The sequence below is a fragment of the Pantoea sp. IMH genome (genome assembly GCF_000599885.1).
Taxonomy (GTDB): Bacteria; Pseudomonadota; Gammaproteobacteria; order Enterobacterales; family Enterobacteriaceae; genus Erwinia.
Map to the genome: position 1 here is coordinate 265,666 of NZ_JFGT01000004.1, position 22,670 is coordinate 288,335.

At 53.7% G+C, this 22,670-nt stretch carries 21 protein-coding genes; 18 read left to right on the forward strand and 3 right to left on the reverse strand.

Annotated elements, in window-relative coordinates; genetic code table 11:
* The first annotated feature begins 534 nt into the window (after positions 1 to 534).
* The 17 genes from atpI to EA20_RS0107770 all read left to right on the forward strand — a co-directional run bounded on the left by atpI (position 535) and on the right by EA20_RS0107770 (position 17,503).
* Complete coding sequence (atpI, locus tag EA20_RS0107690; RefSeq protein ID WP_024966266.1) at positions 535 to 915, forward strand: F0F1 ATP synthase subunit I; 381 nt, start codon at positions 535 to 537, stop codon at positions 913 to 915.
* 8 nt (positions 916 to 923) lie between these two features.
* On the forward strand, positions 924 to 1,742 hold the full coding sequence (atpB, locus tag EA20_RS0107695) for a F0F1 ATP synthase subunit A (protein WP_024966267.1): 819 nt from the start codon (positions 924 to 926) through the stop codon (positions 1,740 to 1,742).
* A 50-nt stretch (positions 1,743 to 1,792) separates the two neighbouring features.
* A complete protein-coding gene (gene atpE, locus EA20_RS0107700) occupies positions 1,793 to 2,032 on the forward strand; it encodes a F0F1 ATP synthase subunit C (protein WP_003849523.1) in 240 nt (79 codons plus the stop codon).
* A 103-nt stretch (positions 2,033 to 2,135) separates the two neighbouring features.
* Positions 2,136 to 2,606, forward strand: coding sequence for a F0F1 ATP synthase subunit B (gene atpF / locus EA20_RS0107705; protein ID WP_024966268.1), 471 nt, complete (start codon positions 2,136 to 2,138; stop codon positions 2,604 to 2,606).
* 14 nt (positions 2,607 to 2,620) lie between these two features.
* Positions 2,621 to 3,154 carry a F0F1 ATP synthase subunit delta gene (atpH, locus tag EA20_RS0107710; RefSeq protein ID WP_024966269.1) on the forward strand — a complete coding sequence of 178 codons (534 nt, stop codon included), beginning with the start codon at positions 2,621 to 2,623 and terminating at the stop codon, positions 3,152 to 3,154.
* A gap of 14 nt (positions 3,155 to 3,168) precedes the next feature.
* The gene (atpA, locus tag EA20_RS0107715) at positions 3,169 to 4,710 is read left to right on the forward strand and encodes a F0F1 ATP synthase subunit alpha (RefSeq protein ID WP_024966270.1); all 1,542 of its coding nucleotides are present in this window, start codon (positions 3,169 to 3,171) and stop codon (positions 4,708 to 4,710) included.
* Positions 4,711 to 4,764: 54 nt separating this feature from the next.
* Positions 4,765 to 5,634, forward strand: coding sequence for a F0F1 ATP synthase subunit gamma (atpG, locus tag EA20_RS0107720; protein ID WP_024966271.1), 870 nt, complete (start codon positions 4,765 to 4,767; stop codon positions 5,632 to 5,634).
* Positions 5,635 to 5,665: 31 nt separating this feature from the next.
* A complete protein-coding gene (gene atpD / locus EA20_RS0107725; protein WP_024966272.1) occupies positions 5,666 to 7,048 on the forward strand; it encodes a F0F1 ATP synthase subunit beta in 1,383 nt (460 codons plus the stop codon).
* An 89-nt stretch (positions 7,049 to 7,137) separates the two neighbouring features.
* Positions 7,138 to 7,557 carry a F0F1 ATP synthase subunit epsilon gene (locus EA20_RS0107730; protein WP_024966273.1) on the forward strand — a complete coding sequence of 140 codons (420 nt, stop codon included), beginning with the start codon at positions 7,138 to 7,140 and terminating at the stop codon, positions 7,555 to 7,557.
* Between the two features lie 157 nt (positions 7,558 to 7,714).
* Entirely contained in the window at positions 7,715 to 9,085 is a 1,371-nt protein-coding gene (glmU, locus tag EA20_RS0107735; protein WP_024966274.1) for a bifunctional UDP-N-acetylglucosamine diphosphorylase/glucosamine-1-phosphate N-acetyltransferase GlmU, read from the forward strand.
* A gap of 159 nt (positions 9,086 to 9,244) precedes the next feature.
* Entirely contained in the window at positions 9,245 to 11,074 is a 1,830-nt protein-coding gene (gene glmS, locus EA20_RS0107740) for a glutamine--fructose-6-phosphate transaminase (isomerizing) (RefSeq protein WP_024966275.1), read from the forward strand.
* 543 nt (positions 11,075 to 11,617) lie between these two features.
* Positions 11,618 to 12,658, forward strand: coding sequence for a phosphate ABC transporter substrate-binding protein PstS (gene pstS / locus EA20_RS0107745; protein ID WP_024966276.1), 1,041 nt, complete (start codon positions 11,618 to 11,620; stop codon positions 12,656 to 12,658).
* Positions 12,659 to 12,741: 83 nt separating this feature from the next.
* A complete protein-coding gene (gene pstC / locus EA20_RS0107750) occupies positions 12,742 to 13,704 on the forward strand; it encodes a phosphate ABC transporter permease PstC (RefSeq protein WP_024966277.1) in 963 nt (320 codons plus the stop codon).
* Complete coding sequence (gene pstA / locus EA20_RS0107755) at positions 13,701 to 14,588, forward strand: phosphate ABC transporter permease PstA (RefSeq protein WP_024966278.1); 888 nt, start codon at positions 13,701 to 13,703, stop codon at positions 14,586 to 14,588. The genes pstC and pstA overlap by 4 nt, the downstream gene beginning before the upstream one ends.
* A 43-nt stretch (positions 14,589 to 14,631) precedes the next feature.
* The gene (gene pstB / locus EA20_RS0107760) at positions 14,632 to 15,402 is read left to right on the forward strand and encodes a phosphate ABC transporter ATP-binding protein PstB (RefSeq protein WP_024966279.1); all 771 of its coding nucleotides are present in this window, start codon (positions 14,632 to 14,634) and stop codon (positions 15,400 to 15,402) included.
* A 17-nt stretch (positions 15,403 to 15,419) separates the two neighbouring features.
* Entirely contained in the window at positions 15,420 to 16,154 is a 735-nt protein-coding gene (gene phoU / locus EA20_RS0107765; protein WP_024966280.1) for a phosphate signaling complex protein PhoU, read from the forward strand.
* Between the two features lie 113 nt (positions 16,155 to 16,267).
* Positions 16,268 to 17,503, forward strand: coding sequence for an MFS transporter (locus EA20_RS0107770; protein WP_024966281.1), 1,236 nt, complete (start codon positions 16,268 to 16,270; stop codon positions 17,501 to 17,503).
* 81 nt (positions 17,504 to 17,584) lie between these two features.
* Here EA20_RS0107770 and yieH read toward each other — a convergent pair whose 3' ends face one another.
* Entirely contained in the window at positions 17,585 to 18,247 is a 663-nt protein-coding gene (gene yieH, locus EA20_RS0107775; protein WP_024966282.1) for a 6-phosphogluconate phosphatase, read from the reverse strand.
* Positions 18,248 to 18,454: 207 nt separating this feature from the next.
* Between yieH and EA20_RS0107780 the strand changes: the two genes are divergently transcribed.
* Positions 18,455 to 19,765: an NCS2 family permease gene (locus tag EA20_RS0107780; protein ID WP_024966283.1), complete on the forward strand. Its 1,311-nt coding sequence runs from the start codon at positions 18,455 to 18,457 to the stop codon at positions 19,763 to 19,765.
* A gap of 363 nt (positions 19,766 to 20,128) precedes the next feature.
* On the opposite strand, the gene EA20_RS0107785 is transcribed toward EA20_RS0107780, so the two are convergent.
* Both EA20_RS0107785 and EA20_RS19570 read right to left on the reverse strand, forming a co-directional pair.
* Positions 20,129 to 20,854, reverse strand: a complete 726-nt coding sequence (locus EA20_RS0107785) for a 4'-phosphopantetheinyl transferase superfamily protein (RefSeq protein WP_024966284.1) — start codon at positions 20,852 to 20,854, stop codon at positions 20,129 to 20,131.
* 1,138 nt (positions 20,855 to 21,992) lie between these two features.
* Positions 21,993 to 22,655, reverse strand: a complete 663-nt coding sequence (locus EA20_RS19570; RefSeq protein WP_024966285.1) for a TetR/AcrR family transcriptional regulator — start codon at positions 22,653 to 22,655, stop codon at positions 21,993 to 21,995.
* Positions 22,656 to 22,670 lie beyond the last annotated feature (15 nt).

Sequence of the window (22,670 nt, forward strand, 5' to 3'; positions counted from 1 at the left end):
TCACAAAGTGGCATCATAAATATGACGTGCAGAGGGCAGACTGCAGAAAGAATTGATTACAGCGGGAAATATAGGGTTTTATCGCATCCCCAGACGGCGCGTTTGAAACAATGAAATAGCGGCGCTTAAAGTCAATAAGCGGCTCTAATTCCTGGAAACGATGGTTTTGTAAATTAAATAATACAACCGCTTGATATATATGAATATTATTTGTATAGCGTTATATTTACTAAGAATGTTCTTACTGGTCCAGGTCGCTTAATATTACTGTTCTGTGATCTTCCGCACGCTTTATGAGCAATGTTTCACCGCAATATCGCGGAATTTTAGGTGATTTACTATTCCTGACAAATTAGAAAAAGTGAGCGGCGGAAAGAAATTTAAATAATTGTTCACCTTTTCGCTACTTATCCATTGAAATTGCAGGGGCGCACCGTATAATTTGCTCGTTTTTTGCTGCTTGACTCAAAAGAGCAAAGGCAGTTTTATACGACACGCGACATACCCCTATCGGGGCAGGAGAGTTTCAGCGTCATGTCAGTGTCCCTTTACAGAGTGAAATTTGCCCGAACCGTGCTGCTTCTACAGCTGGTGACCTTTGTCGTAATCGGCGCGCTGTTTGCCCTTAAAGAGCTGAGCTGGGGCTTGTCCGCGCTGGCGGGTGGCATGGCAGCCTGGCTGCCGAACGTATTATTTATGATTTTTGCCTGGCGCCATCAGGCAGGAGACCCGGTTAAGGGGCGCATGGCGTGGAGTTTCGCACTGGGTGAAGTGCTGAAGGTGCTGAGTACCATTCTTCTGCTTATCGTGGCGCTGGCGGTGTTTGGGGCGGTTTTTATGCCGCTCGGACTGGCCTGGTTATCGGTGGTGATTGTGCAAATCGTCGCTCCGGCTGTAATTAACAACAAAGGGTAAGAGGCATCATGGCTGCAGGAGAAATCTCTACGCCGCAGGAATACATAGGTCACCATCTGACACATCTTCAGATCGACCTGCGTACCTTCGAGCTAGTGAATCCGCACGACGCTCCGGCGACGTTCTGGTTATTAAATATCGACTCCATGTTTTTCTCTGTGGTGCTGGGACTGGTGTTCCTGGTGCTGTTTCGCAAAGTGGCGAAATCAGCGACCAGTGGCGTACCGGGCAAGCTTCAGGCCGCGATTGAGCTGGTTGTCGGTTTTGTCGATAGCAACGTGCGCGACATGTATCACGGCAAAAGCAAAGTTATTGCACCGCTGGCTCTGACGATTTTCGTCTGGGTCTTTCTGATGAACTTCATGGACCTGCTGCCTATCGACCTGCTGCCGTACATCGGTGAGCATGTGTTTGGGCTGCCAGCGTTGCGTGTGGTGCCTTCAGCAGACGTGAATATCACGCTCTCGATGGCGCTTGGCGTATTTATTTTGATTCTGTTCTACAGCATCAAGATGAAAGGCATTGGGGGCTTTACTAAAGAGCTGACTCTGCAACCCTTCAATCACCCTCTTTTCATCCCGATCAACCTGATCCTTGAAGGGGTGAGCCTGCTGTCCAAACCGGTTTCGCTTGGTTTGCGACTGTTCGGCAACATGTATGCGGGTGAATTGATTTTTATCCTGATTGCCGGCCTGTTGCCGTGGTGGTCACAGTGGGTTCTGAATGTGCCATGGGCCATTTTCCACATCCTGATCATTTCGTTGCAGGCTTTCATTTTCATGGTCTTAACGATTGTCTATCTGTCGATGGCATCTGAAGAACATTGATATTTTTCTCAACACAACTGCGTTTTAACTGAAACAAACTGGAGACTGTCATGGAAAACCTGAATATGGATCTGCTGTACATGGCTGCCGCTGTGATGATGGGCTTAGCGGCAATCGGTGCTGCGATCGGTATCGGCATCCTCGGAGGTAAATTCCTGGAAGGCGCCGCGCGTCAACCGGATCTGATTCCTCTGCTGCGTACGCAGTTCTTTGTTGTAATGGGTCTGGTGGATGCAATCCCGATGATCGCTGTAGGTCTGGGTCTGTACGTGATGTTTGCTGTAGCGTAAACCGATTGTTCATCGCTGGGCGTTCCTGTTCGGCGATGAACGGCTTCTGCGGTCTGCTCCGGCAACTGCAGAAAAAAGTTAACTTAACAAGAGGCATTGTGCTGTGAACATTAACGCAACAATCCTCGGCCAGGCTATCGCGTTCATCCTGTTTGTCGCGTTCTGCATGAAGTACGTATGGCCGCCGCTGATGGCCGCTATCGAAAAGCGCCAGAAAGAAGTTGCCGAAGGCCTTGCTTCTGCTGAACGTGCCAGGAAAGATTTGGATCTCGCGCAGAGTAATGCGTCCGATCAGCTGAAGAAAGCGAAAGAAGAGGCTCAGGTAATCATCGAACAGGCTAATAAGCGTCGTTCGCAGATCCTGGACGAAGCGAAAGCTGAGGCTGAGCAGGAACGTAACAAGATCGTCGCCCAGGCGCAGGCTGAAATTGACGCCGAACGCAAACGTGCACGTGAAGAGTTGCGTAAGCAAGTCGCGATGCTGGCTGTCGCCGGCGCCGAGAGAATCATTGAACGTTCCGTGGATGAAGCTGCTAACAGCGACATCGTTGATAAACTGGTCGCTGAACTGTAAGGAGGGAGGGGCTGATGTCTGAATTTACTACTGTAGCTCGCCCCTACGCCAAAGCAGCTTTTGACTTTGCTGTTGAGCATCAAAGTGTCGATCGCTGGCAGCAGATGCTGGCGTTCGCTACTGAGGTAGCCAGCAATGAACAGGTAGCAGAACTCCTTTCCGGCGCGCTTGCGCCGGAAGCGTTGTCTGCACAGTTCATCGCTATCTGCGGTGATCAACTGGACGAAGCCGGTCAGAACCTGATTAGGGTAATGGCTGAAAACAAACGTTTACCAGCGCTACCCGCTGTATTGGCACAGTTTATCCAGCTGCGTGCCGCACACGATGCGACCGCCGATGTTGAGGTAATCTCTTCCACTACACTGAGTGACGAACAGCTGACCAAAATCAGCGCCGCTATGGAAAAACGTCTGTCACGCAAAGTTAAGCTGAATTGCAAAATTGATAAGTCTGTAATGGCAGGCGTAATCATCCGTGCGGGTGATATGGTCATTGACGGCAGCGTACGCGGCCGTCTTGAGCGTCTTGCAGACGTCTTGCAGTCTTAAGGGGACTGGAGCTTATGCAACTGAATTCCACCGAAATCAGCGAACTGATCAAGCAGCGCATTGCTCAGTTCAATGTAGTGAGCGAAGCTCACAATGAAGGTACTATCGTTTCCGTCAGTGACGGTATCATCCGCGTAAACGGCCTGGCCGATGTTATGCAGGGTGAGATGATCGCACTGCCGGGCAACCGTTTTGCCATCGCACTGAACCTGGAGCGTGACTCCGTAGGTGCAGTCGTGATGGGTCCTTACGCTGACCTTGCCGAAGGCATGAAGGTTAAGTGTACTGGCCGTATTCTGGAAGTACCGGTTGGCCGTGGCCTGCTGGGCCGCGTGGTGAACACCCTGGGTGCACCTATTGACGGTAAAGGCGCCATCGACAACGACGGCTTCTCGCCGATCGAAGTTATCGCACCTGGCGTTATCGACCGTCAGTCCGTAGATCAGCCTGTACAGACTGGCTATAAGTCAGTCGATGCGATGATTCCAATCGGCCGTGGCCAGCGTGAGCTGATCATCGGTGACCGTCAGACCGGTAAAACCGCGATGGCGATCGATGCGATCATCAACCAGCGCGATTCCGGCATCAAGTGTGTGTATGTGGCTATCGGTCAGAAAGCCTCTACCATCGCTAACGTGGTTCGTAAGCTGGAAGAGCACAACGCGCTGGCTAACACCATCGTGGTTGTGGCTACCGCTTCTGAATCCGCTGCACTGCAATACCTGGCACCCTATGCAGGTTGCGCCATGGGCGAATACTTCCGTGACCGCGGTGAAGATGCACTGATCGTTTATGACGATCTGTCCAAACAGGCCGTTGCTTACCGTCAGGTTTCCCTGCTGCTGCGTCGTCCACCGGGTCGTGAAGCTTTCCCTGGTGACGTGTTCTACCTCCACTCCCGTCTGCTGGAGCGTGCTTCGCGCGTCAGCGCTGAGTACGTTGAGCGTTTCACCAACGGTGAAGTGAAAGGTAAAACCGGCTCCCTGACTGCACTGCCGATCATCGAAACCCAGGCGGGTGACGTTTCTGCGTTCGTTCCAACCAACGTAATCTCGATTACCGATGGTCAGATCTTCCTGGAAACTAACCTGTTCAACTCCGGTATTCGTCCGGCAGTTAACCCGGGTATTTCGGTATCGCGTGTTGGTGGTGCTGCTCAGACCAAGATCATCAAGAAACTGTCCGGTGGTATTCGTACCGCGCTGGCACAGTATCGTGAACTGGCGGCGTTCTCTCAGTTCGCCTCCGATCTGGATGAAGCAACCCGTAAACAGCTGAGCCACGGTCAGAAAGTGACCGAGCTTCTGAAACAGAAACAGTATGCGCCGATGTCCGTTGCGCAGCAGGGTCTGGTGCTGTTCGCGGCCGAGCGTGGTTACCTGAATGACGTCGAACTGGCGAAAATCGGTGACTTCGAAGCCGCACTGCTGGCCTTTGCCGATCGCGAACATGCTGAGCTGATGGCTGATATCAACCAGTCTGGTAATTACAACGGCGAGATCGAAGAGAAGCTGAAAGGCCTCCTCGAAACGTTCAAGAAAACCCAGTCCTGGTAATGTCTGGCGGCTTGCTCCTTAACGGGCAAGCCGCAAGGCTTTGAGGAGAAGCTTATGGCCGGCGCAAAAGAGATACGTAGTAAGATCGGAAGCGTGCAGAACACGCAGAAGATCACCAAAGCGATGGAAATGGTCGCCGCCTCCAAGATGCGTAAATCGCAGGAACGCATGGCGGCCAGCCGTCCTTATGCAGAGACCATGCGCAAAGTGATTGGTCACATTGCGTTAGGGAATCTGGAGTACAAGCACCCTTACCTGGAAGAGCGTGACGTTAAGCGCGTCGGCTACCTGGTCGTATCTACCGACCGCGGGCTTTGTGGTGGTTTGAACATTAACCTGTTCAAAAAATTGCTGGCTGATATGAAAGTCTGGTCCGATAAAGGCGTTGAGAGCGATCTGGCGATTATCGGTTCCAAAGGGCTTTCGTTCTTCAGCTCCGTTGGCGGCAACGTGGTGGCTCAGGTCACTGGCATGGGCGACAAACCTTCCCTGTCCGATCTGATCGGTCCGGTGAAAGTGATGTTGCAGGCCTATGATGAAGGCCGTCTCGACAAGCTGTTTATCGTCAGCAACAAATTTATCAACACCATGTCTCAGTCTCCACAAATCGTCCAGCTGCTGCCGTTACCGCCAGCGGATGAAGACGAAGGCGTTGTGAAGAAAAGTACCTGGGATTACCTGTACGAACCGGACCCGAAAGCGCTGATGGATACCCTGCTGCGCCGCTACGTCGAGTCTCAGGTTTACCAGGGTGTTGTAGAAAACCTGGCCAGCGAACAGGCCGCGCGTATGGTGGCGATGAAAGCGGCGACCGACAACGGCGGAAACCTGATCAAAGAGTTGCAGTTGGTATACAACAAAGCTCGTCAGGCCAGCATCACCCAGGAACTTACCGAGATTGTCGGTGGGGCCTCCGCGGTTTAACCAGGTTAAATGATTAGGTAGAGGATTCAAGATGGCTACTGGAAAGATTGTCCAGGTAATCGGCGCCGTGGTGGACGTCGAGTTCCCTCAGGACGCCGTACCGCAAGTGTACAGCGCGCTTGAGGTCAAAAATGGTGATACGCGTCTGGTGCTGGAAGTACAGCAGCAGCTGGGCGGCGGCGTGGTTCGTACCATCGCCATGGGTTCTTCAGACGGCCTGAAGCGCAGTCTGGACGTGGTTGACCTTGAGCACCCAATTGAGGTGCCGGTCGGCACCGCAACGCTCGGTCGTATCATGAACGTGCTGGGTGAGCCAATCGACATGAAAGGCGACATCGGCGAAGAAGAGCGTTGGGCTATCCACCGTTCTGCACCTTCATACGAAGACCAGTCCAACTCTCAGGAGCTGCTGGAAACCGGTATCAAGGTAATCGACCTGATGTGTCCGTTTGCGAAGGGCGGTAAAGTTGGTCTGTTCGGTGGTGCGGGTGTCGGTAAAACCGTAAACATGATGGAGCTGATCCGTAACATTGCGGCTGAGCACTCAGGTTTCTCCGTATTTGCCGGTGTGGGTGAGCGTACTCGTGAGGGTAACGACTTCTACCACGAAATGACCGACTCCAACGTTATCGATAAAGTTTCTCTGGTCTATGGCCAGATGAACGAGCCGCCAGGAAACCGTCTGCGCGTTGCGCTGACCGGCCTGACCATGGCGGAAAAATTCCGTGACGAAGGCCGTGACGTTCTGCTGTTCATCGATAACATCTATCGTTACACCCTGGCCGGTACGGAAGTATCCGCACTGCTGGGCCGTATGCCTTCAGCGGTAGGCTATCAGCCAACGCTGGCGGAAGAGATGGGCGTTCTGCAGGAACGTATCACCTCGACCAAAACCGGTTCTATCACCTCCGTACAGGCCGTATACGTACCTGCGGATGACCTGACTGACCCATCTCCAGCCACCACCTTTGCTCACCTTGATGCAACCGTGGTACTGAGCCGTCAGATCGCGTCTCTGGGTATCTACCCGGCCGTTGACCCGCTGGATTCCACCAGCCGTCAGCTGGATCCGCTGGTCGTTGGTCAGGAGCACTACGACGTCGCACGTGGCGTACAGTCACTGCTGCAGCGTTATCAGGAACTGAAAGACATCATCGCCATCCTGGGTATGGACGAACTGTCAGAAGAAGACAAGCTGGTGGTAGCGCGCTCTCGTAAGATGCAGCGTTTCCTTTCTCAGCCTTTCTTCGTGGCGGAAGTCTTTACCGGTTCTCCAGGCAAGTATGTGTCGCTGAAAGATACCATCCGTGGCTTTAAAGGCATCATGGACGGCGAATTCGACCACATGCCTGAGCAGGCTTTCTACATGGTCGGTTCGATCGAAGAAGCCGTGGAAAAAGCGAAGAAACTGTAATCATATCCCTGCTTATTTCGGGCTGCGGCAAGGGGAAAACCGCCTGTGCAGCCTGAAGTATTACCGGGAAGTTTCTCTGGAGGTTAATTATGGCTATGACTTATCACCTGGACGTCGTCAGCGCTGAACAGAAGATGTTCGAAGGTCTGGTACAGAAAATCCAGGTGTCAGGTAGCGAAGGCGAACTGGGTATTTTTCCCGGCCACGCACCGCTGCTGACCGCCATTAAACCGGGTATGGTTCGTATCGTGAAGCAGCAAGGTGACGAAGAGTATATCTATCTCTCCGGTGGCCTGCTGGAAGTTCAGCCCGGCGCGGTTACCGTGCTGGCTGATACGGCGATTCGCGGCACCGACCTCGACGAAGCCCGTGCGGTGGAAGCGAAGCGCAAAGCCGAAGAGCATATGAACAACTCTCACGGCGATGTGGATTTTGCAACCGCATCGGCTGAACTGGCTAAAGCGATCGCCAAACTGCGCGTGATCGAGTTGACCAAAAAAGCGATGTAGCCCAGGTTTAAGCAAGAATGCCAGTCAGGAAACTGACTGGCATTTTTTTTGCTTGCGCTCCGGGGACTGTACGCCTAATTTTGGACCGAGAAAAATGTAGTAATTTCGGCGCCAAACCGTTTTACTTCCGTCTAATTACAGAATGTTCAGGATGACTATGTCTAACAGCCCGATGAGTGTGGTGATCCTTGCTGCTGGCAAGGGAACCCGCATGTACTCCGACCTGCCCAAAGTGCTGCATTTGCTTGCCGGAAAACCGATGGTGCAGCACGTTATTGATGCCGCAAACGGCCTCGGTGCCAGAAAGGTGCACCTGGTGTACGGGCACGGCGGCGATCTCTTACAGTCCACGCTGACCGATCCTTCCCTGAACTGGGTTTTGCAGGCGGAGCAGCTGGGCACGGGTCATGCGATGCAGCAGGCCGCCCCGCATTTTGCTGATGATGAAGACATCCTGATGCTGTACGGCGACGTTCCGCTGATTTCCGTGCCTACGTTGCAGCGGTTACAGCGCGCTAAACCCGCTGGCGGCATCGCGCTGTTAACGGTAATGCTGGAAAACCCGACGGGCTATGGCCGCATCATTCGCCGCAATGGCTCGGTTGTGGGCATTGTTGAACAGAAAGATGCCTCACCTGAGCAGCTTGCTATTAATGAGGTGAACACCGGCATCCTGATGGCTAACGGCGCTGACCTGAAGCGCTGGCTCAGCAAACTGACCAATAACAATGCGCAGGGCGAATACTACATCACCGACATTATCGCTCTGGCCCATCAGGAAGGCCGCATCACCGAAGCGGTTCACCCGGACAGGGCAACGGAGACCGACGGCGTCAACAACCGGTTGCAGCTGGCCACGCTTGAACGTATCTACCAGGCGGAGCAGGCGGAAAGGCTGCTGCTGGCCGGCGTAATGCTCAATGACCCCGCCCGTTTTGATTTACGGGGCGAGCTGAAGCATGGACGGGATGTGGTGATTGATACCAACGTCATTATCGAAGGGCGGGTGACGCTGGGTAACCGCGTTAAAATCGGCAGCGGCTGCCATCTGAAAAACTGCATCATTGGCGACGATTGCGAAATCAGCGCCTACAGCGTGCTGGAAGAGGCCGAGCTGGCGCCATCCAGCACGGCCGGCCCGTTTGCCCGGCTGCGTCCGGGCAGCAAGCTGGCGGAAGGCGCGCACGTCGGTAACTTCGTCGAAATGAAGAAAGCCACGCTGGGTAAAGGCTCTAAAGCGGGCCATCTCAGCTATCTCGGCGATGCGGAGATAGGCGCCAGCGTCAATATCGGTGCGGGCACCATCACCTGCAACTACGACGGCGTGAACAAATCCAAAACCCTTATCGGCGACAACGTTTTTGTCGGATCGGATACGCAGCTGGTGGCGCCCGTTTCGGTTGCCGCAGGCGCGACAATCGCCGCAGGCACGACGGTGATGCAGGATGTTACTGCCGAAGGTCTGGTCTATAACCGTAAAGATCAGAATCTGAAAACCGGCTGGCAGCGACCGGTGAAGAAGTCATAACCTCTTTTTCAGGGCGGGAGCGATTCCGCCTGTAGTTCAGGCAGTCATAAAACAATAATCCCCACTCTCTACAAGGCTCGGGGAACCCGGAATATACCGGATTAATCAGATCGGTAGACAAAGTAATGGCCATCGCGCCATGACGTCAGGAAAAACACTATGTGTGGAATTGTAGGTGCAGTAGCGCAACGTGATATCGCCGAAATCCTGCTGGAAGGATTACGCCGTCTTGAATATCGGGGTTATGACTCAGCCGGACTGGCTGTGGTGACAGCACAAGGAGAGGTGACCCGCCTTCGCCGGCTGGGGAAAGTCCAGAAGCTGGCAGAAGCAGCAGCAACCACGCCGCTGGAGGGCGGTACCGGCATTGCCCATACCCGCTGGGCAACGCACGGCGAACCCTCTGAAGCCAATGCGCATCCTCATATCTCTGAACATATCATTATCGTTCACAACGGCATCATCGAGAACCATGAGCCGCTGCGCGAGCAGCTGCAGGCCCGTGGCTATCAGTTTGCCTCCGAAACCGATACCGAAGTGGTGGCTCACCTGGTGCACTGGGAGCAGAAGCAGGGCGGTACGCTGCGTGAAGTGGTACAGCGTGTCATTCCTCAGCTGCGTGGCGCCTATGGCATGGTCATCATGGACAGCCGCGATCCCTCTCTGGTGGTGGCCGCGCGTTCCGGTAGCCCGCTGGTGATTGGCCGCGGCGTGGGCGAAAACTTTATCGCCTCCGACCAGCTGGCGCTGCTGCCGGTGACCCGCCGCTTCATTTACCTTGAAGAGGGCGATATTGCCGAAATTACCCGTCGCGATGTGACCATTGTCGATCGCCGCGGTGAAACCGTTGAGCGCAGCGAGATTGAATCCAGCGTACAGTACGATGCGGGCGATAAAGGCCTCTATCGTCACTATATGCAGAAAGAGATCTACGAACAGCCGATGGCGATTAAGAACACCCTGAGCGGCCGTTTCAGCCACGGTGAAGTCGATCTGACCGAGCTGGGACCAAAGGCAAACGATCTGCTGAGCCAGGTTGAGCATATCCAGATCGTGGCCTGCGGGACGTCTTACAATTCCGGTATGGTTTCACGCTACTGGTTTGAAGCCCTCGCTAACGTACCGTGTGACGTGGAGATCGCGTCCGAGTTTCGCTACCGCAAATCCGCAGTGCGTAAAAACAGCCTGCTGATTACCCTCTCCCAGTCGGGTGAGACGGCGGATACCCTGGCGGCGCTGCGCCTCTCTAAAGAGCTGGGCTACCTTGGTTCGCTGGCCATTTGTAACGTGGCTGGCTCCTCACTGGTGCGTGAATCCGATCTGGCGCTGATGACCAAAGCCGGCACCGAGATTGGCGTTGCGTCAACGAAAGCCTTCACCACTCAGCTGACCGTGCTGCTGATGCTGGTAGCGAAAATTGGCCGTCTGAAGGGCGCGGACGCGCAGATTGAGCACGATATCGTGCACGGTCTGCAGGCGCTGCCAAGCCGCATTGAGCAGATGCTCTCGCAGGACACGCTGATTGAGGCGCTGGCCGAAGAGTTTTCTGACAAGCATCATGCCTTGTTCCTGGGCCGTGGTAATCAGTATCCGATTGCGATGGAAGGGGCGCTGAAGCTGAAAGAGATCTCCTATATTCATGCTGAAGCTTATGCCGCCGGGGAACTGAAGCACGGACCGCTGGCGCTGATTGATGCGGATATGCCGGTTATCGTGGTCGCGCCGAACAACGATCTGCTGGAGAAGCTGAAGTCGAATATAGAGGAAGTGCGCGCACGTGGCGGCCTGCTCTATGTTTTTGCCGATCAGGATGCCGGTTTTAGCGATAGCGAAGGCATGAAGATTATCCCACTGCCGCATGTGGAAGAGGTGATCGCGCCAATCTTCTACACCGTGCCGCTTCAGCTGCTCTCCTATCATGTGGCGCTGATTAAAGGCACGGATGTTGACCAGCCGCGTAATCTGGCCAAATCAGTGACCGTGGAGTAATAAAAACGCCCCTTCGGGGGCGTTTTTGCTGTTGCAGGCAAAAATTCGTAAGCGTCATCACTGACTGGCTCTTGCTGGCGCAGGACGCCTCTTTTTCAGCGGCAGCGCACATGCTTTAAAAGTGACCTTCATTTACCCTGACGCGGTTGAACACCGATTCCCTCCTCTTCCTGTTAAACCGACAACGCTTTCCCGTTCTTTCTCCGTTCGATCTTTTTAAGCCGTTCCTCAATGCAGCATGCTGAAAGCAGCATAGCCCCGTTAAGTCATTTTCCTGTGGGTAGGCGAAAGGAGAATTTTGCCAAAAAAATCCGACTGATTCGATGTCTGGTATTTCGCATGACGGATTACGTACAGGCCGTATTCTGCTTTCCGCCAGAAGCTGGGCGGTCTGGTAATCACGGGTTATTTATTGACCGCTGTCATAAAACTGTCATATAGGCGACATTTTACTGTCACGAAACTGTCCTATTTTGCCTTCAGCAGCAATCATAACTCAGACAAATGGCTTCAAGCCTGACTTCAACTTCCCCTGGAGGGAACATGACACTGATGCAAAAAACTCTGGCTCAATGTGTAGCAGTCACCCTTTCGTTGAGCGCCGTTTCTGCTTTCGCCGCCACTAATCTGACGGGCGCAGGCGGGACATTCCCGGCACCGGTTTATAATAAATGGGCAGCAGAATACAACAAAGAAACAGGCGCACAGGTTAACTACCAGGGGATCGGTTCTTCCGGCGGCGTGAAGCAGATTATCGCTAAAACCGTCGATTTCGGTGCATCCGATGCGCCAATGAAAGAAGAAGACCTGCAGAAAAACGGCCTGTTCCAGTTTCCTACCGTGATCGGTGGCGTGGTGCTGGCGGTTAATATCCCAGGTGTGAAGTCTGGCCAGCTGACGCTGGATGGCAAAACCGTGGGTGATATTTATCTGGGCAACATTAAAAAATGGAACGACCCGGCAATCGTTAAGCTGAACCCGGATGTGCAGCTGCCTGACAGCAACATCAACGTAGTGCGTCGTGCTGACGGTTCCGGTACCTCTTTCGTGTTTACCAGCTACCTTTCTAAAGTCAGCAGCGACTGGAACAGCAAGGTTGGTAAAGGCAACACCGTTAACTGGCCAACGGGGCTGGGCGGTAAGGGCAATGACGGCGTCGCCGCGTTTGTTCAGCGTCTGCCGGGATCGATCGGCTATGTGGAATATGCCTACGCCAAACAGAATAACCTGGCCTATACCAAGCTGATTGATGCTGATGGTAAAGCCGTTGAGCCAAGCGAGCAGAGCTTCAGCGATGCCGCTAAAGGTGCAAACTGGAGCGAATCCTTTGCTCAGGACCTGACTTACCAGAAAGGTGAGAATGCCTGGCCAATCGCGTCAACAACCTTCATTCTGATGCATAAAGAGCAGGCGAATGCTGAAAAAGGCGCTGCGGTACTGAAGTTCTTTGACTGGGCATATAAAAACGGTGATGAGACAACCACCAGCCTGGATTACGCGACACTGCCGGACTCCGTGGTTGAGCAGATCCGTGCCGCCTGGAAAACCAACGTGAAAGACAGCTCAGGTAAAGCGCTCTACTAAGCAGTTCACGGGAGCGAAATGATTCGCTCCGTGCCATGAGGCGGCCACCGGGCCGCCTTAACACTTTCGACATCGAGAATTCTATGGCTGCAACCAAGCCGACTTTTAAGGCTCCCGGTAAGCAAGGTGATATCATTTTCGGTGCGCTGGTTAAACTGGCTGCGCTGATTGTGCTGTTGTTGCTGGGCGGCATTATCGTCTCGCTCATCGTCTCCTCCTGGCCCAGCATTCAGAAGTTTGGCTTCTCCTTTCTGTGGACCAAGACCTGGGATGCGCCCAACGAACAATTTGGTGCGCTGGTACCGATTTACGGCACCATCGTAACCTCCCTCATTGCACTGATTATCGCTGTACCGGTCAGTTTTGGTATAGCCCTGTTCCTGACTGAACTGGCACCGAGCTGGCTGCGTCGCCCGCTTGGGGTGGCGATTGAACTGCTGGCGGCCATCCCCAGCATCGTTTACGGCATGTGGGGACTGTTTGTCTTCGCGCCGCTGTTTGCGACCTGGTTCCAGGCGCCGCTGGGCGACCTGATGTCAACTATCCCTATCGTTGGTGCGCTGTTTTCAGGTCCGGCATTTGGTATCGGCATTCTGGCTGCCGGGATTATCCTGGCGATTATGATCATTCCGTACATTGCTTCCGTAATGCGTGACGTGTTTGAACAGACGCCGGTCATGATGAAAGAATCGGCTTACGGCATCGGTTGTACGACCTGGGAAGTGATCTGGCGCATCGTGCTGCCATTCACGAAAAATGGCGTTATCGGCGGGATAATGCTGGGCCTGGGACGCGCGTTGGGTGAAACGATGGCCGTGACTTTTATCATCGGCAACACTTACCAGCTCGACAGCCCTTCCCTGTTTATGCCGGGTAACAGCATCACGTCCGCCCTGGCTAACGAATTTGCCGAAGCCGAATCGGGTGTGCATACCGCCGCGCTGATGGAGCTGGGGCTGATCCTGTTTGTGATTACCTTTATTGTCCTGGCCTGCTCAAAACTGATGGTGATGAAGCTGGCGAAAAGTGAAGGAGCCCGCACATGACCGCGATGGAACTGCAATCACGCGCTGAACTGGACGCTTCCCGTCGCAAAATGCAGGCGTGGCGCCGGACCAAAAACCGTATCGCGCTGACGCTTTCCCTGCTGACAATGGCTTTTGGCCTCTTCTGGCTGGTATGGATCCTGTTCACCACCGTGACCCGTGGTATCGACGGCATGACGCTGTCGCTGTTTACCGAAAACACGCCGCCGCCGAACACGGCGGGCGGTGGTCTGGCCAACGCCATTGCTGGCAGCGGGCTATTGATCCTCTGGTCAACGATTGTGGGTACGCCACTGGGCATTATGGCCGGTATTTATCTGGCTGAGTATGGGCGTAAATCCTGGCTGGCTGAAGTTATCCGCTTTATTAACGATATCCTGCTCTCCGCGCCATCTATTGTGGTCGGGCTGTTTGTTTACACGATTATTGTTGCCCAGATGAAGCACTTTTCGGGGCTGGCGGGCGTGATTGCCCTCGCACTGTTACAGATCCCGATCGTTATCCGTACCACGGAAAACATGCTGAGGCTGGTGCCGGACAGCCTGCGCGAAGCGGCCTATGCGCTGGGTACGCCGCAGTGGAAGATGATTTCGGCAATCACGCTGAAAGCATCGATATCAGGCATCCTCACCGGCGTACTGCTGGCGATTGCGCGTATTGCGGGTGAAACCGCCCCGCTGCTGTTCACGTCGCTCTCCAATCAGTTCTGGAGTACCGATATGATGCAGCCGCTGGCGAACCTGCCGGTCACTATCTTTAAGTTCGCCATGAGCCCGTTTGCGGAGTGGCAAAGCCTGGCCTGGGCGGGCGTGCTGCTGATTACCGTCTGCGTATTGCTGTTGAACATCCTGGCGCGTGTGATTTTTGCCAAGAGTAAACATTAATTGAGAAGCGCGGCTGCGGCGGCGCGAATAAGTGAGAAAGAGAATGGCTGACAACATGTCCGGTAATATGATTCAGGTTCGTGATTTGAACTTCTACTATGGCAAGTTTCATGCGCTGAAGAACATTAACCTGAACATCAATAAAAACCAGGTAACGGCATTTATCGGTCCATCGGGCTGTGGGAAATCCACCCTGCTGCGTACCTTTAACAAGATGTTTTCTCTTTATCCGGAACAGCGCGCCGAAGGCGAAATCCTGCTTGATGGTGAAAATATTCTCACCGCCAGCCAGGACATCGCCCTGCTGCGCGCACGCGTCGGCATGGTATTTCAGAAGCCCACGCCGTTCCCGATGTCGATTTATGACAATATCGCCTTTGGCGTGCGCCTGTTTGAAAGGCTGTCCCGTGCCGATATGGATGAGCGGGTACAGTGGGCGCTGACGAAAGCCGCACTGTGGAACGAAACCAAAGATAAGCTTCACCAGAGCGGTTACAGCCTCTCTGGCGGACAGCAGCAGCGTCTCTGCATTGCCCGCGGCATTGCGATTCGCCCGGAAGTCCTCCTGCTGGATGAACCCTGTTCAGCGCTGGACCCGATCTCAACCGGCCGCATTGAAGAGCTGATCACCGAGCTGAAGCAGGATTACACCGTGGTGATCGTAACGCACAATATGCAGCAGGCCGCCCGCTGTTCCGATCATACGGCCTTTATGTATCTGGGCGAGCTGATCGAATTCAGCGATACTGACACTCTGTTTACCAAGCCGCACCAGAAACAGACCGAAGACTATATTACTGGCCGCTACGGTTGATCTGACTGGAGAACATCATGGATAACCTGAATCTGAATAAACACATCTCCGGGCAGTTCAACGCCGAGCTGGAGCATATCCGTACCCAGGTCATGACGATGGGGGGAATGGTGGAACAGCAGCTGACTGACGCCATTACCGCTATGCATAACCAGGATGCCGAACTGGCAAAACTGGTCATCGACGGCGACCAGAAGGTGAATATGATGGAGGTGTCGATCGATGAAGCCTGCGTCCGTATCATCGCCAAACGCCAGCCAACCGCCAGCGATTTGCGGCTGGTGATGGCGATCATCAAGACTATCTCGGAACTGGAACGCATCGGTGACGTGGCGGAGAAAATCAGCCGCACCGCGCTGGAAAAATTTGGTCAGCATCATCAGCCGCTGCTGGTCAGTCTGGAGTCGCTGGGCCACCACACCATTCAGATGCTGCATGATGTGCTGGATGCGTTTGCGCGCATGGATTTGACTGCGGCCATTGAGATTTACCGGGAAGATAAAAAGGTCGACCAGGAGTATGAGGGCATCGTTCGTCAGTTGATGACCCATATGATGGAAGATCCACGTACTATTCCCAGCGTACTGACCGCGCTCTTCTGCGCCCGCGCCATTGAGCGTATTGGCGATCGTTGTCAGAACATTTGCGAAATCATCTTCTATTTCGTGAAGGGGCAGGACTTCCGTCACGTTGGCGGCGACCAGTTAGATAAGCTACTGACTGGTGATAGCGGCGACAATAATCCCGTCTGATCCCTTCCTGGCCGGGATATCCCGGCCTGCTTTTTCCCCCCGCGTTTTTCGGTTGGAATGTGACCGCCTGCAAATTTATACTTGGCGCACATTTTTCCCGACAGGAAACGCGCATGACTCTCAAGACGCCTCAACAAGGTGCCACGCCGGGCAAGGCGATGCTGGCCGCCGTCAGCGGCTACGCGATGGACGGTTTCGATCTGCTTATCCTCGGTTTTATGCTGCCGGCAATCAGCGTCTCGTTAGCGCTGGACGCTTCCCAGGCAGGCTCACTGGTCACCTGGACGCTGATCGGTGCGGTTATCGGCGGGATTATCTTCGGTCATCTCAGCGACCGCTTCGGACGCATTCGCGTACTGACGTTCACCATTTTAATGTTCTCCGTTTTTACCGGGCTTTGCGCTATCGCGCAGGGTTACTGGGATTTGCTGATCTACCGTACGCTGGCAGGCGTCGGGCTGGGCGGCGAGTTCGGCATCGGGATGGCGCTGATTGCGGAGTCCTGGCCTGCTAACAAACGCAACCGCGCTTCGGCCTGGGTCGGTATTGGCTGGCAGCTGGGTGTACTGCTGGCGGCACTGATCACGCCGCTGCTGCTGAACGTTATCGGCTGGCGCGGCATGTTTCTGGTGGGCCTGCTGCCTGCACTGATCTCCTTTGCCATCCGCCGGGGAGTGGGTGAACCCGAAGCGTTTACCCGGCAGAGTAATAAACAGCAGCGCCTCTCGTTTACCGCGCGGCTCAAACTGCTGTTTCATGATGTCGCCACTGCAAAAGCCAGTCTGGGTATCCTGATCCTCTGTTCCGTACAGAACTTCGGCTATTACGGCCTGATGATCTGGATGCCGAGCTACCTCTCCACCAGCTTTGGCTTTTCGCTGACCAAATCGGGCTTATGGACGGCGGTGACGGTGGTCGGTATGACCTTTGGCATCTGGCTGTTTGGCGTACTGGCGGATCGGTTCGCCCGCTGGAAAATTTTCCTGTTTTATCAGTTTGGGGCAGTAGTGATGGTGATCGTTTATGCCCAGTTACGCGATCCCACGGTGATGCTCTTTACCGGCGCGCTGATGGGCATGTTCGTCAACGGGATGATTGGCGGCTATGGCGCGCTGATTTCCGATACCTATCCGGTTCAGGTGCGCGCAACGGCGCAAAATATCCTGTTTAATCTGGGGCGTGGCGTGGGCGGTTTCGGTCCGCTGGTGATTGGCCTGCTGGCGGCAAAAATTTCGTTCGTGGCGGCCATCACCCTACTGGCGCTGATTTACCTGCTGGATATTTTCGCCACCCTCTTTCTGCTGCCAAAAACCGAAGGTAATGAGGATCGGCTGGGTGCTATCGGCTGAAACGGCCTCTTTTGCGGCAGCCGTCAGGGAGACGCGATGCCTGCTGCCGCAGGCATCGCACCCTAACCGTGCCGCAGCCCCTTAGCGGGTGAGCTGCCAGCCTTTCGCCTGCCACAGCGCAGGGAGCTGCGCCAGATCGTCAAAGGTTGTCACCAGAGGATGTTCCAGCGGTTTATTGTGCGCGTCGGCACAGTAGTAAAACACCGGGATCCCTGCGGCGATGCCTGCCTTAGCGCCGGCTTCAGAGTCATCGACCAGAATGCAACGCTCAAGCGGCACCTTCATTTGTCCGGCGGCATGTTGCATCAGCGCCGGATCGGGCTTCCAGCTGTTGATATCATAGCCGCTGTACAACCGGTCATCAAAAAAGCTCAGCATGCCGGTCAGACCCAGCGAATGCTGCATTTTTCCCACGGTACCGTTTGACACCACGCAAACCGGGACGCGCATCCGATCGAGCAGATCTCTGGCACCCTGAATGGGCTTCAGTTCAAGCTCAAACAGGCGGGCCACTTCCTGGCGGTAGGCCGGTTCAATCACGTCGACCGGAACGGTAAGCTGATGCTGGTCGCAGACGTCGGCAATAATGTCATAAAGCTTCACGCCCTTATATTTTTCAAACATCTCCTGAAGCGAGAGGTCGGCACCGTACTGCGCAAAAGTGTTTACATAGGCCTGGGTACAGAGCAGTTCACTGTCTACCAGCGTCCCGTCACAATCAAAAAAAACACATTCAACCGTCATTCAGCACTTCTCCATTTTGGCTGTGACTCTCCACTTTACTGCTTTGCCACGGAAATGCGATCGGCAAATGTTATTTTACGTTAACGGTTGCGATTATCCGGTAACAGGCAGGCAATCGGTTGCGAAAATTCCGTGGCGCTCTCTGCAAAAACAGAATTTTAGGTTAGGATAGCGCTCGTTAACTTTTCTCCGTTTTGGATACACACAATGAACAACACTGGTCTGTTGCAGCGGGTCTTTAAACTTCATGAACATGGCACGACGGCCCGTACAGAAGTGATTGCAGGTTTCACCACTTTTCTGACGATGGTTTACATCGTTTTTGTGAACCCGCAAATTCTTGGCGTGGCGGGCATGAACACTCAGGCGGTGTTTGTCACTACCTGTCTTATCGCCGCGTTTGGCAGCATCCTTATGGGGCTGATCGCTAATCTGCCGGTTGCGCTGGCACCGGCGATGGGCCTGAACGCGTTCTTCGCTTTTGTGGTGGTCGGCGCGATGGGCATCTCCTGGCAGGTGGGCATGGGCGCCATCTTCTGGGGCGCCGTAGGTCTGCTGCTGCTGACCATTTTCCGCGTGCGCTACTGGATGATAGCCAATATTCCGGTCAGCCTGCGGGTGGGTATCTCAGCGGGTATCGGCCTGCTGATTGCGATGATCGGCCTGAAAAATGCCGGCATCGTGGTGGCAAACAAAGATACGCTGGTGGCCGTTGGCGATCTCAGCTCTCACAGCGTGCTGCTGGGCGCGCTGGGCTTCTTTATTATCGCCATTCTTGCTTCGCGCAATATTCATATCGCCGTTCTGGTCTCGATTGTGGTGACCACGCTGATCGCTCTGGCAATCGGCGACGTGCAGTTTGGCGGCGTTTTCTCCCTACCGACCGGTATTTCGTCCGTAGTTGGTGAGGTCGATCTGGCAGGTTCACTGAACCTCGGTATGGCCGGGATCATCTTCTCCTTTATGCTGGTTAACCTGTTTGACTCCTCAGGCACGCTGATTGGCGTGACGGATAAAGCGGGGCTGGCGGATGAAAAAGGCACCTTTCCGCGTATGAAGCAGGCGCTCTACGTGGACAGCATCAGCTCCGTTGCCGGCTCTTACATTGGTACCTCCTCCGTGACGGCCTATATTGAGAGCTCTTCAGGGGTGTCTGTCGGCGGGCGTACCGGTCTGGTGGCCGTGGTCACAGGCGTTTTGTTCCTGCTGGTGATGTTCCTTTCTCCGCTGGCCGGCATGGTGCCGCCGTATGCCGCGGCGGGCGCGCTGATTTACGTCGGCGTTCTGATGACCTCAAGCCTGGCCCGCGTGAAATGGGATGATCTGACCGAAGCGGTACCGGCGTTCGTCACCGCTGCAATGATGCCCTTCAGCTTTTCCATTACGGAAGGGATTGCGCTGGGCTTTATCTCCTACTGCGTCATGAAGGCCGGTACGGGACGCTGGCGTGAAATCAGCGGCTGTGTGGTCGTGGTGGCGCTGCTGTTTGTGGCAAAAATCGCCTTTATCGATGCATAACCCTTCAGTCACTCTCTGACTAATGTTCTGAAGCGGGAAGTGCTTTCCCGCTTTTTTCTGCTTATAAAAGATGTGTAACATAGCTGGTTAGCTGGTTAGCTGGTTAGCTGGTTAGCTGGTTAGCTGGTTAGCTGGTTAGCTGGTTAGTCAGGCCTTCCGAATTCCTCAACGCTACTCCAACCTTCACATGGCACATCCTCTCCTGCCGTTGGCCGGAAATTGAATCACGCAGAACGTTCTGAACGTCAGGATAAATATGCCTGAAAGGCTGTCTGATAGTGACCTGTCCTGACCGGCGTGAGGGGAAGCGGAAATAGTGAGGTGTTCATGAGGCGGGTTTGTAACGCTTTTCAGCCAGTTTCCTTATTTTTCCAGCGGCAGGCTGGTCAGCCGCAGCACACGTGGCCCAACGTGTTGAGACGTCGTCAGCATTTCATACCGCCTCGCCAGTACCGTTCCGTCGTAATCCCAGAGGTGCAACCGGTCGCTGCCGTGTGAAAAAGCACAGGACCAGACCATCAGATCTTCCTCATCCGAAATTGCCTGCGCGTCAGGAAAGGCCAGCGATCGCAGACGGCCAGAGGCGGGCAGCAGCCGCAGCGTATGAACGCCGTGATTGGCTTCGTCCGGTAATTTCAGCACGCTCTGCCGGATTGTCCATAGCTGGGTGGCGGCTTCATAAGGCTCGTTCTGCGCACGTATCCAGGCTTTTTCACCTGATGAAAGACCACTGGCAAGTTGCTCAATTGTCTGCCGGCTGTGGGCCCGGACGAATTCCATTCCCAGTCCGCCATAACTTTCTTCATCGGCCAGCAAAACGCCAACGATATTGCCTGCATAAGCGATACTGAAGTCGGGCAGCTCAGGATCGGCGAAGCAGGGGCGTCCATTTTTACCCGAGGTAAGTTCAGGCAGAACGGATATGCCGTAAACCCGCAGCATCAGCTCGGCCAGTAAGGCTCTTGAGGCAAGATAACGGGCCCGGCGCTTCTCAGGCAGGCTGTGGGCGAAATTAATCACCGGGTCGGGAAGATGCCGTGCGGGCACGCTGACGTGGGTCATCATCCACCGTGCAAAATGACTTGCCATCTGTCGCTCCATGAAAATGGTCAGAAAATCATAGCGGTTATTGTAAGAATTTTCTTAGCAACTTTCATCCACCTTTACATCCTTTTAATTTTTTCAGAATGAACGCCTGTTGTTTAAACCTGAAGGTAAGCTTTATCAGTAAGGGGGTTGTTTTGCCGATGCCAGAAGAAAGTTAAAGACGGCTTACATGTATTTGAATAAATAACAGCAGGCACTGTAACATTAGCGTGCCGGGTGAATGGACGCTCAATAAATATCAGGTGCTAATGAAGTGACATAAAGAAGAGGTTAATTCTGTCAAGTTAAGCGCGAACTGAAATTTTTTTTCAGCGTAGTGTTTGTTTCTGCATGGATTTTGGTTGTGTTGTCTGCTGGCTTCAATGTTTCATATGACAACGCTACTGAGTATCCTTTCCCCAGTATCAATAATAAGCTTAACCGGACGCTGGATATACAATGAAAACTTGTAAGCATTGCTGGACTACTTACGTTTTGCAGCGTCGCATGGCTTCAGGGTGCACAGAGACTTCACAGTAGCGGCCCAAAAAGCATTTGTGGGGATTAAAACAAACGCATTCTGCAGAAACCAAATAAAATAGGGAAAGGTTGTGCGTTATTGCCTTGGTATCCTGGTTATAATTCTGAGTGGAGATCGCCGGCGCTATTCAGATTAATCCGTGGGGGGTATGTCCCACGCTGAAAAGATAGAGATGGATGCGGCACAGGTGAAGGGTTTTACGCAAACTATTTCAACCCTCTCAGGGTAAGGTGGGATTTTTTATACAATTAATTTGCTTGAATATCTTTAATTTTAATATAGCTAAAGGTTACTATTTTAAATGATGAAAAATGAAAAATGAAAAATGAAAAATGAAAAATGAAAAATGAAAAATGAAAAATGAAAAATGAAAAATGAAAAATGGTGACAGATTTTAATTAACCGCAAGCTGATGCTAAGATAATTTTCTATTCCTTGTCATTAAACTTTAATGATACTGAAACGTAGCTTCCGTGAATCTGAAACCATGCCCTGCACATTACCTTGCAAGGGCATGATTAGCGCCTCATGCCGGTTACATCTTCATTATTACGCACTCAGTTCAGCGCGTTCTGCCGTTCGCTTTGCCGCTCAGCGGATTTAAGCCTTTGACCGATCCGCACATACCCAGGCCAGTTCATCCGGCCTGTCATCCTCCACCCGTAGCGCTCCCCAGATCAGCGATGTGAAAGTAGTAACGGCTTCTTTCTTCTCCAGCCGTCCACGGACAAGGGCAATGGACAGCGCTTCTCCTGCACCGACCAGACCAATACAGCATTGAAGCAACGATCGGGGCGTTCTGTTTGTACAAGGCGTAAGAACGGATACGAACATAGCAACACAGTTATCCAGGAGTTCCTGGAGAACGGCAGTCTTCTCTTCGCTTCCTACCAGTGCGGCTCCTACCGAGTGGAACTCATCTGTCTTGTCTGAGGCGCAATGAATGTAAGCACTGGCAAGTGTCTCTACGGTTTCATACGTACTGCCGGGGGAGGCGACCATCGCGTCAGTAAATGTCCTGACACGCTCCGTATCGATCCATCTGTAAAGCTCAATCAGCAACGCTGAGCGCGTTGCGAAGTGATCGTAAACGACGGGTTTGGATACGCCTGCGCGTTCAGCCAGGCGGCCCAGCGTCAGGCGATCCACATCTTCCTCCCGCACGATCAGAAGCGCGGTGTTGAGAAGCTGTTGCCGCCGTTCCGCCTTTGATAAACGCCGGGAGGGGGAAACGGATACCGGGATGTCGTTGTTTTTCATCATACCTGATTTACCTAA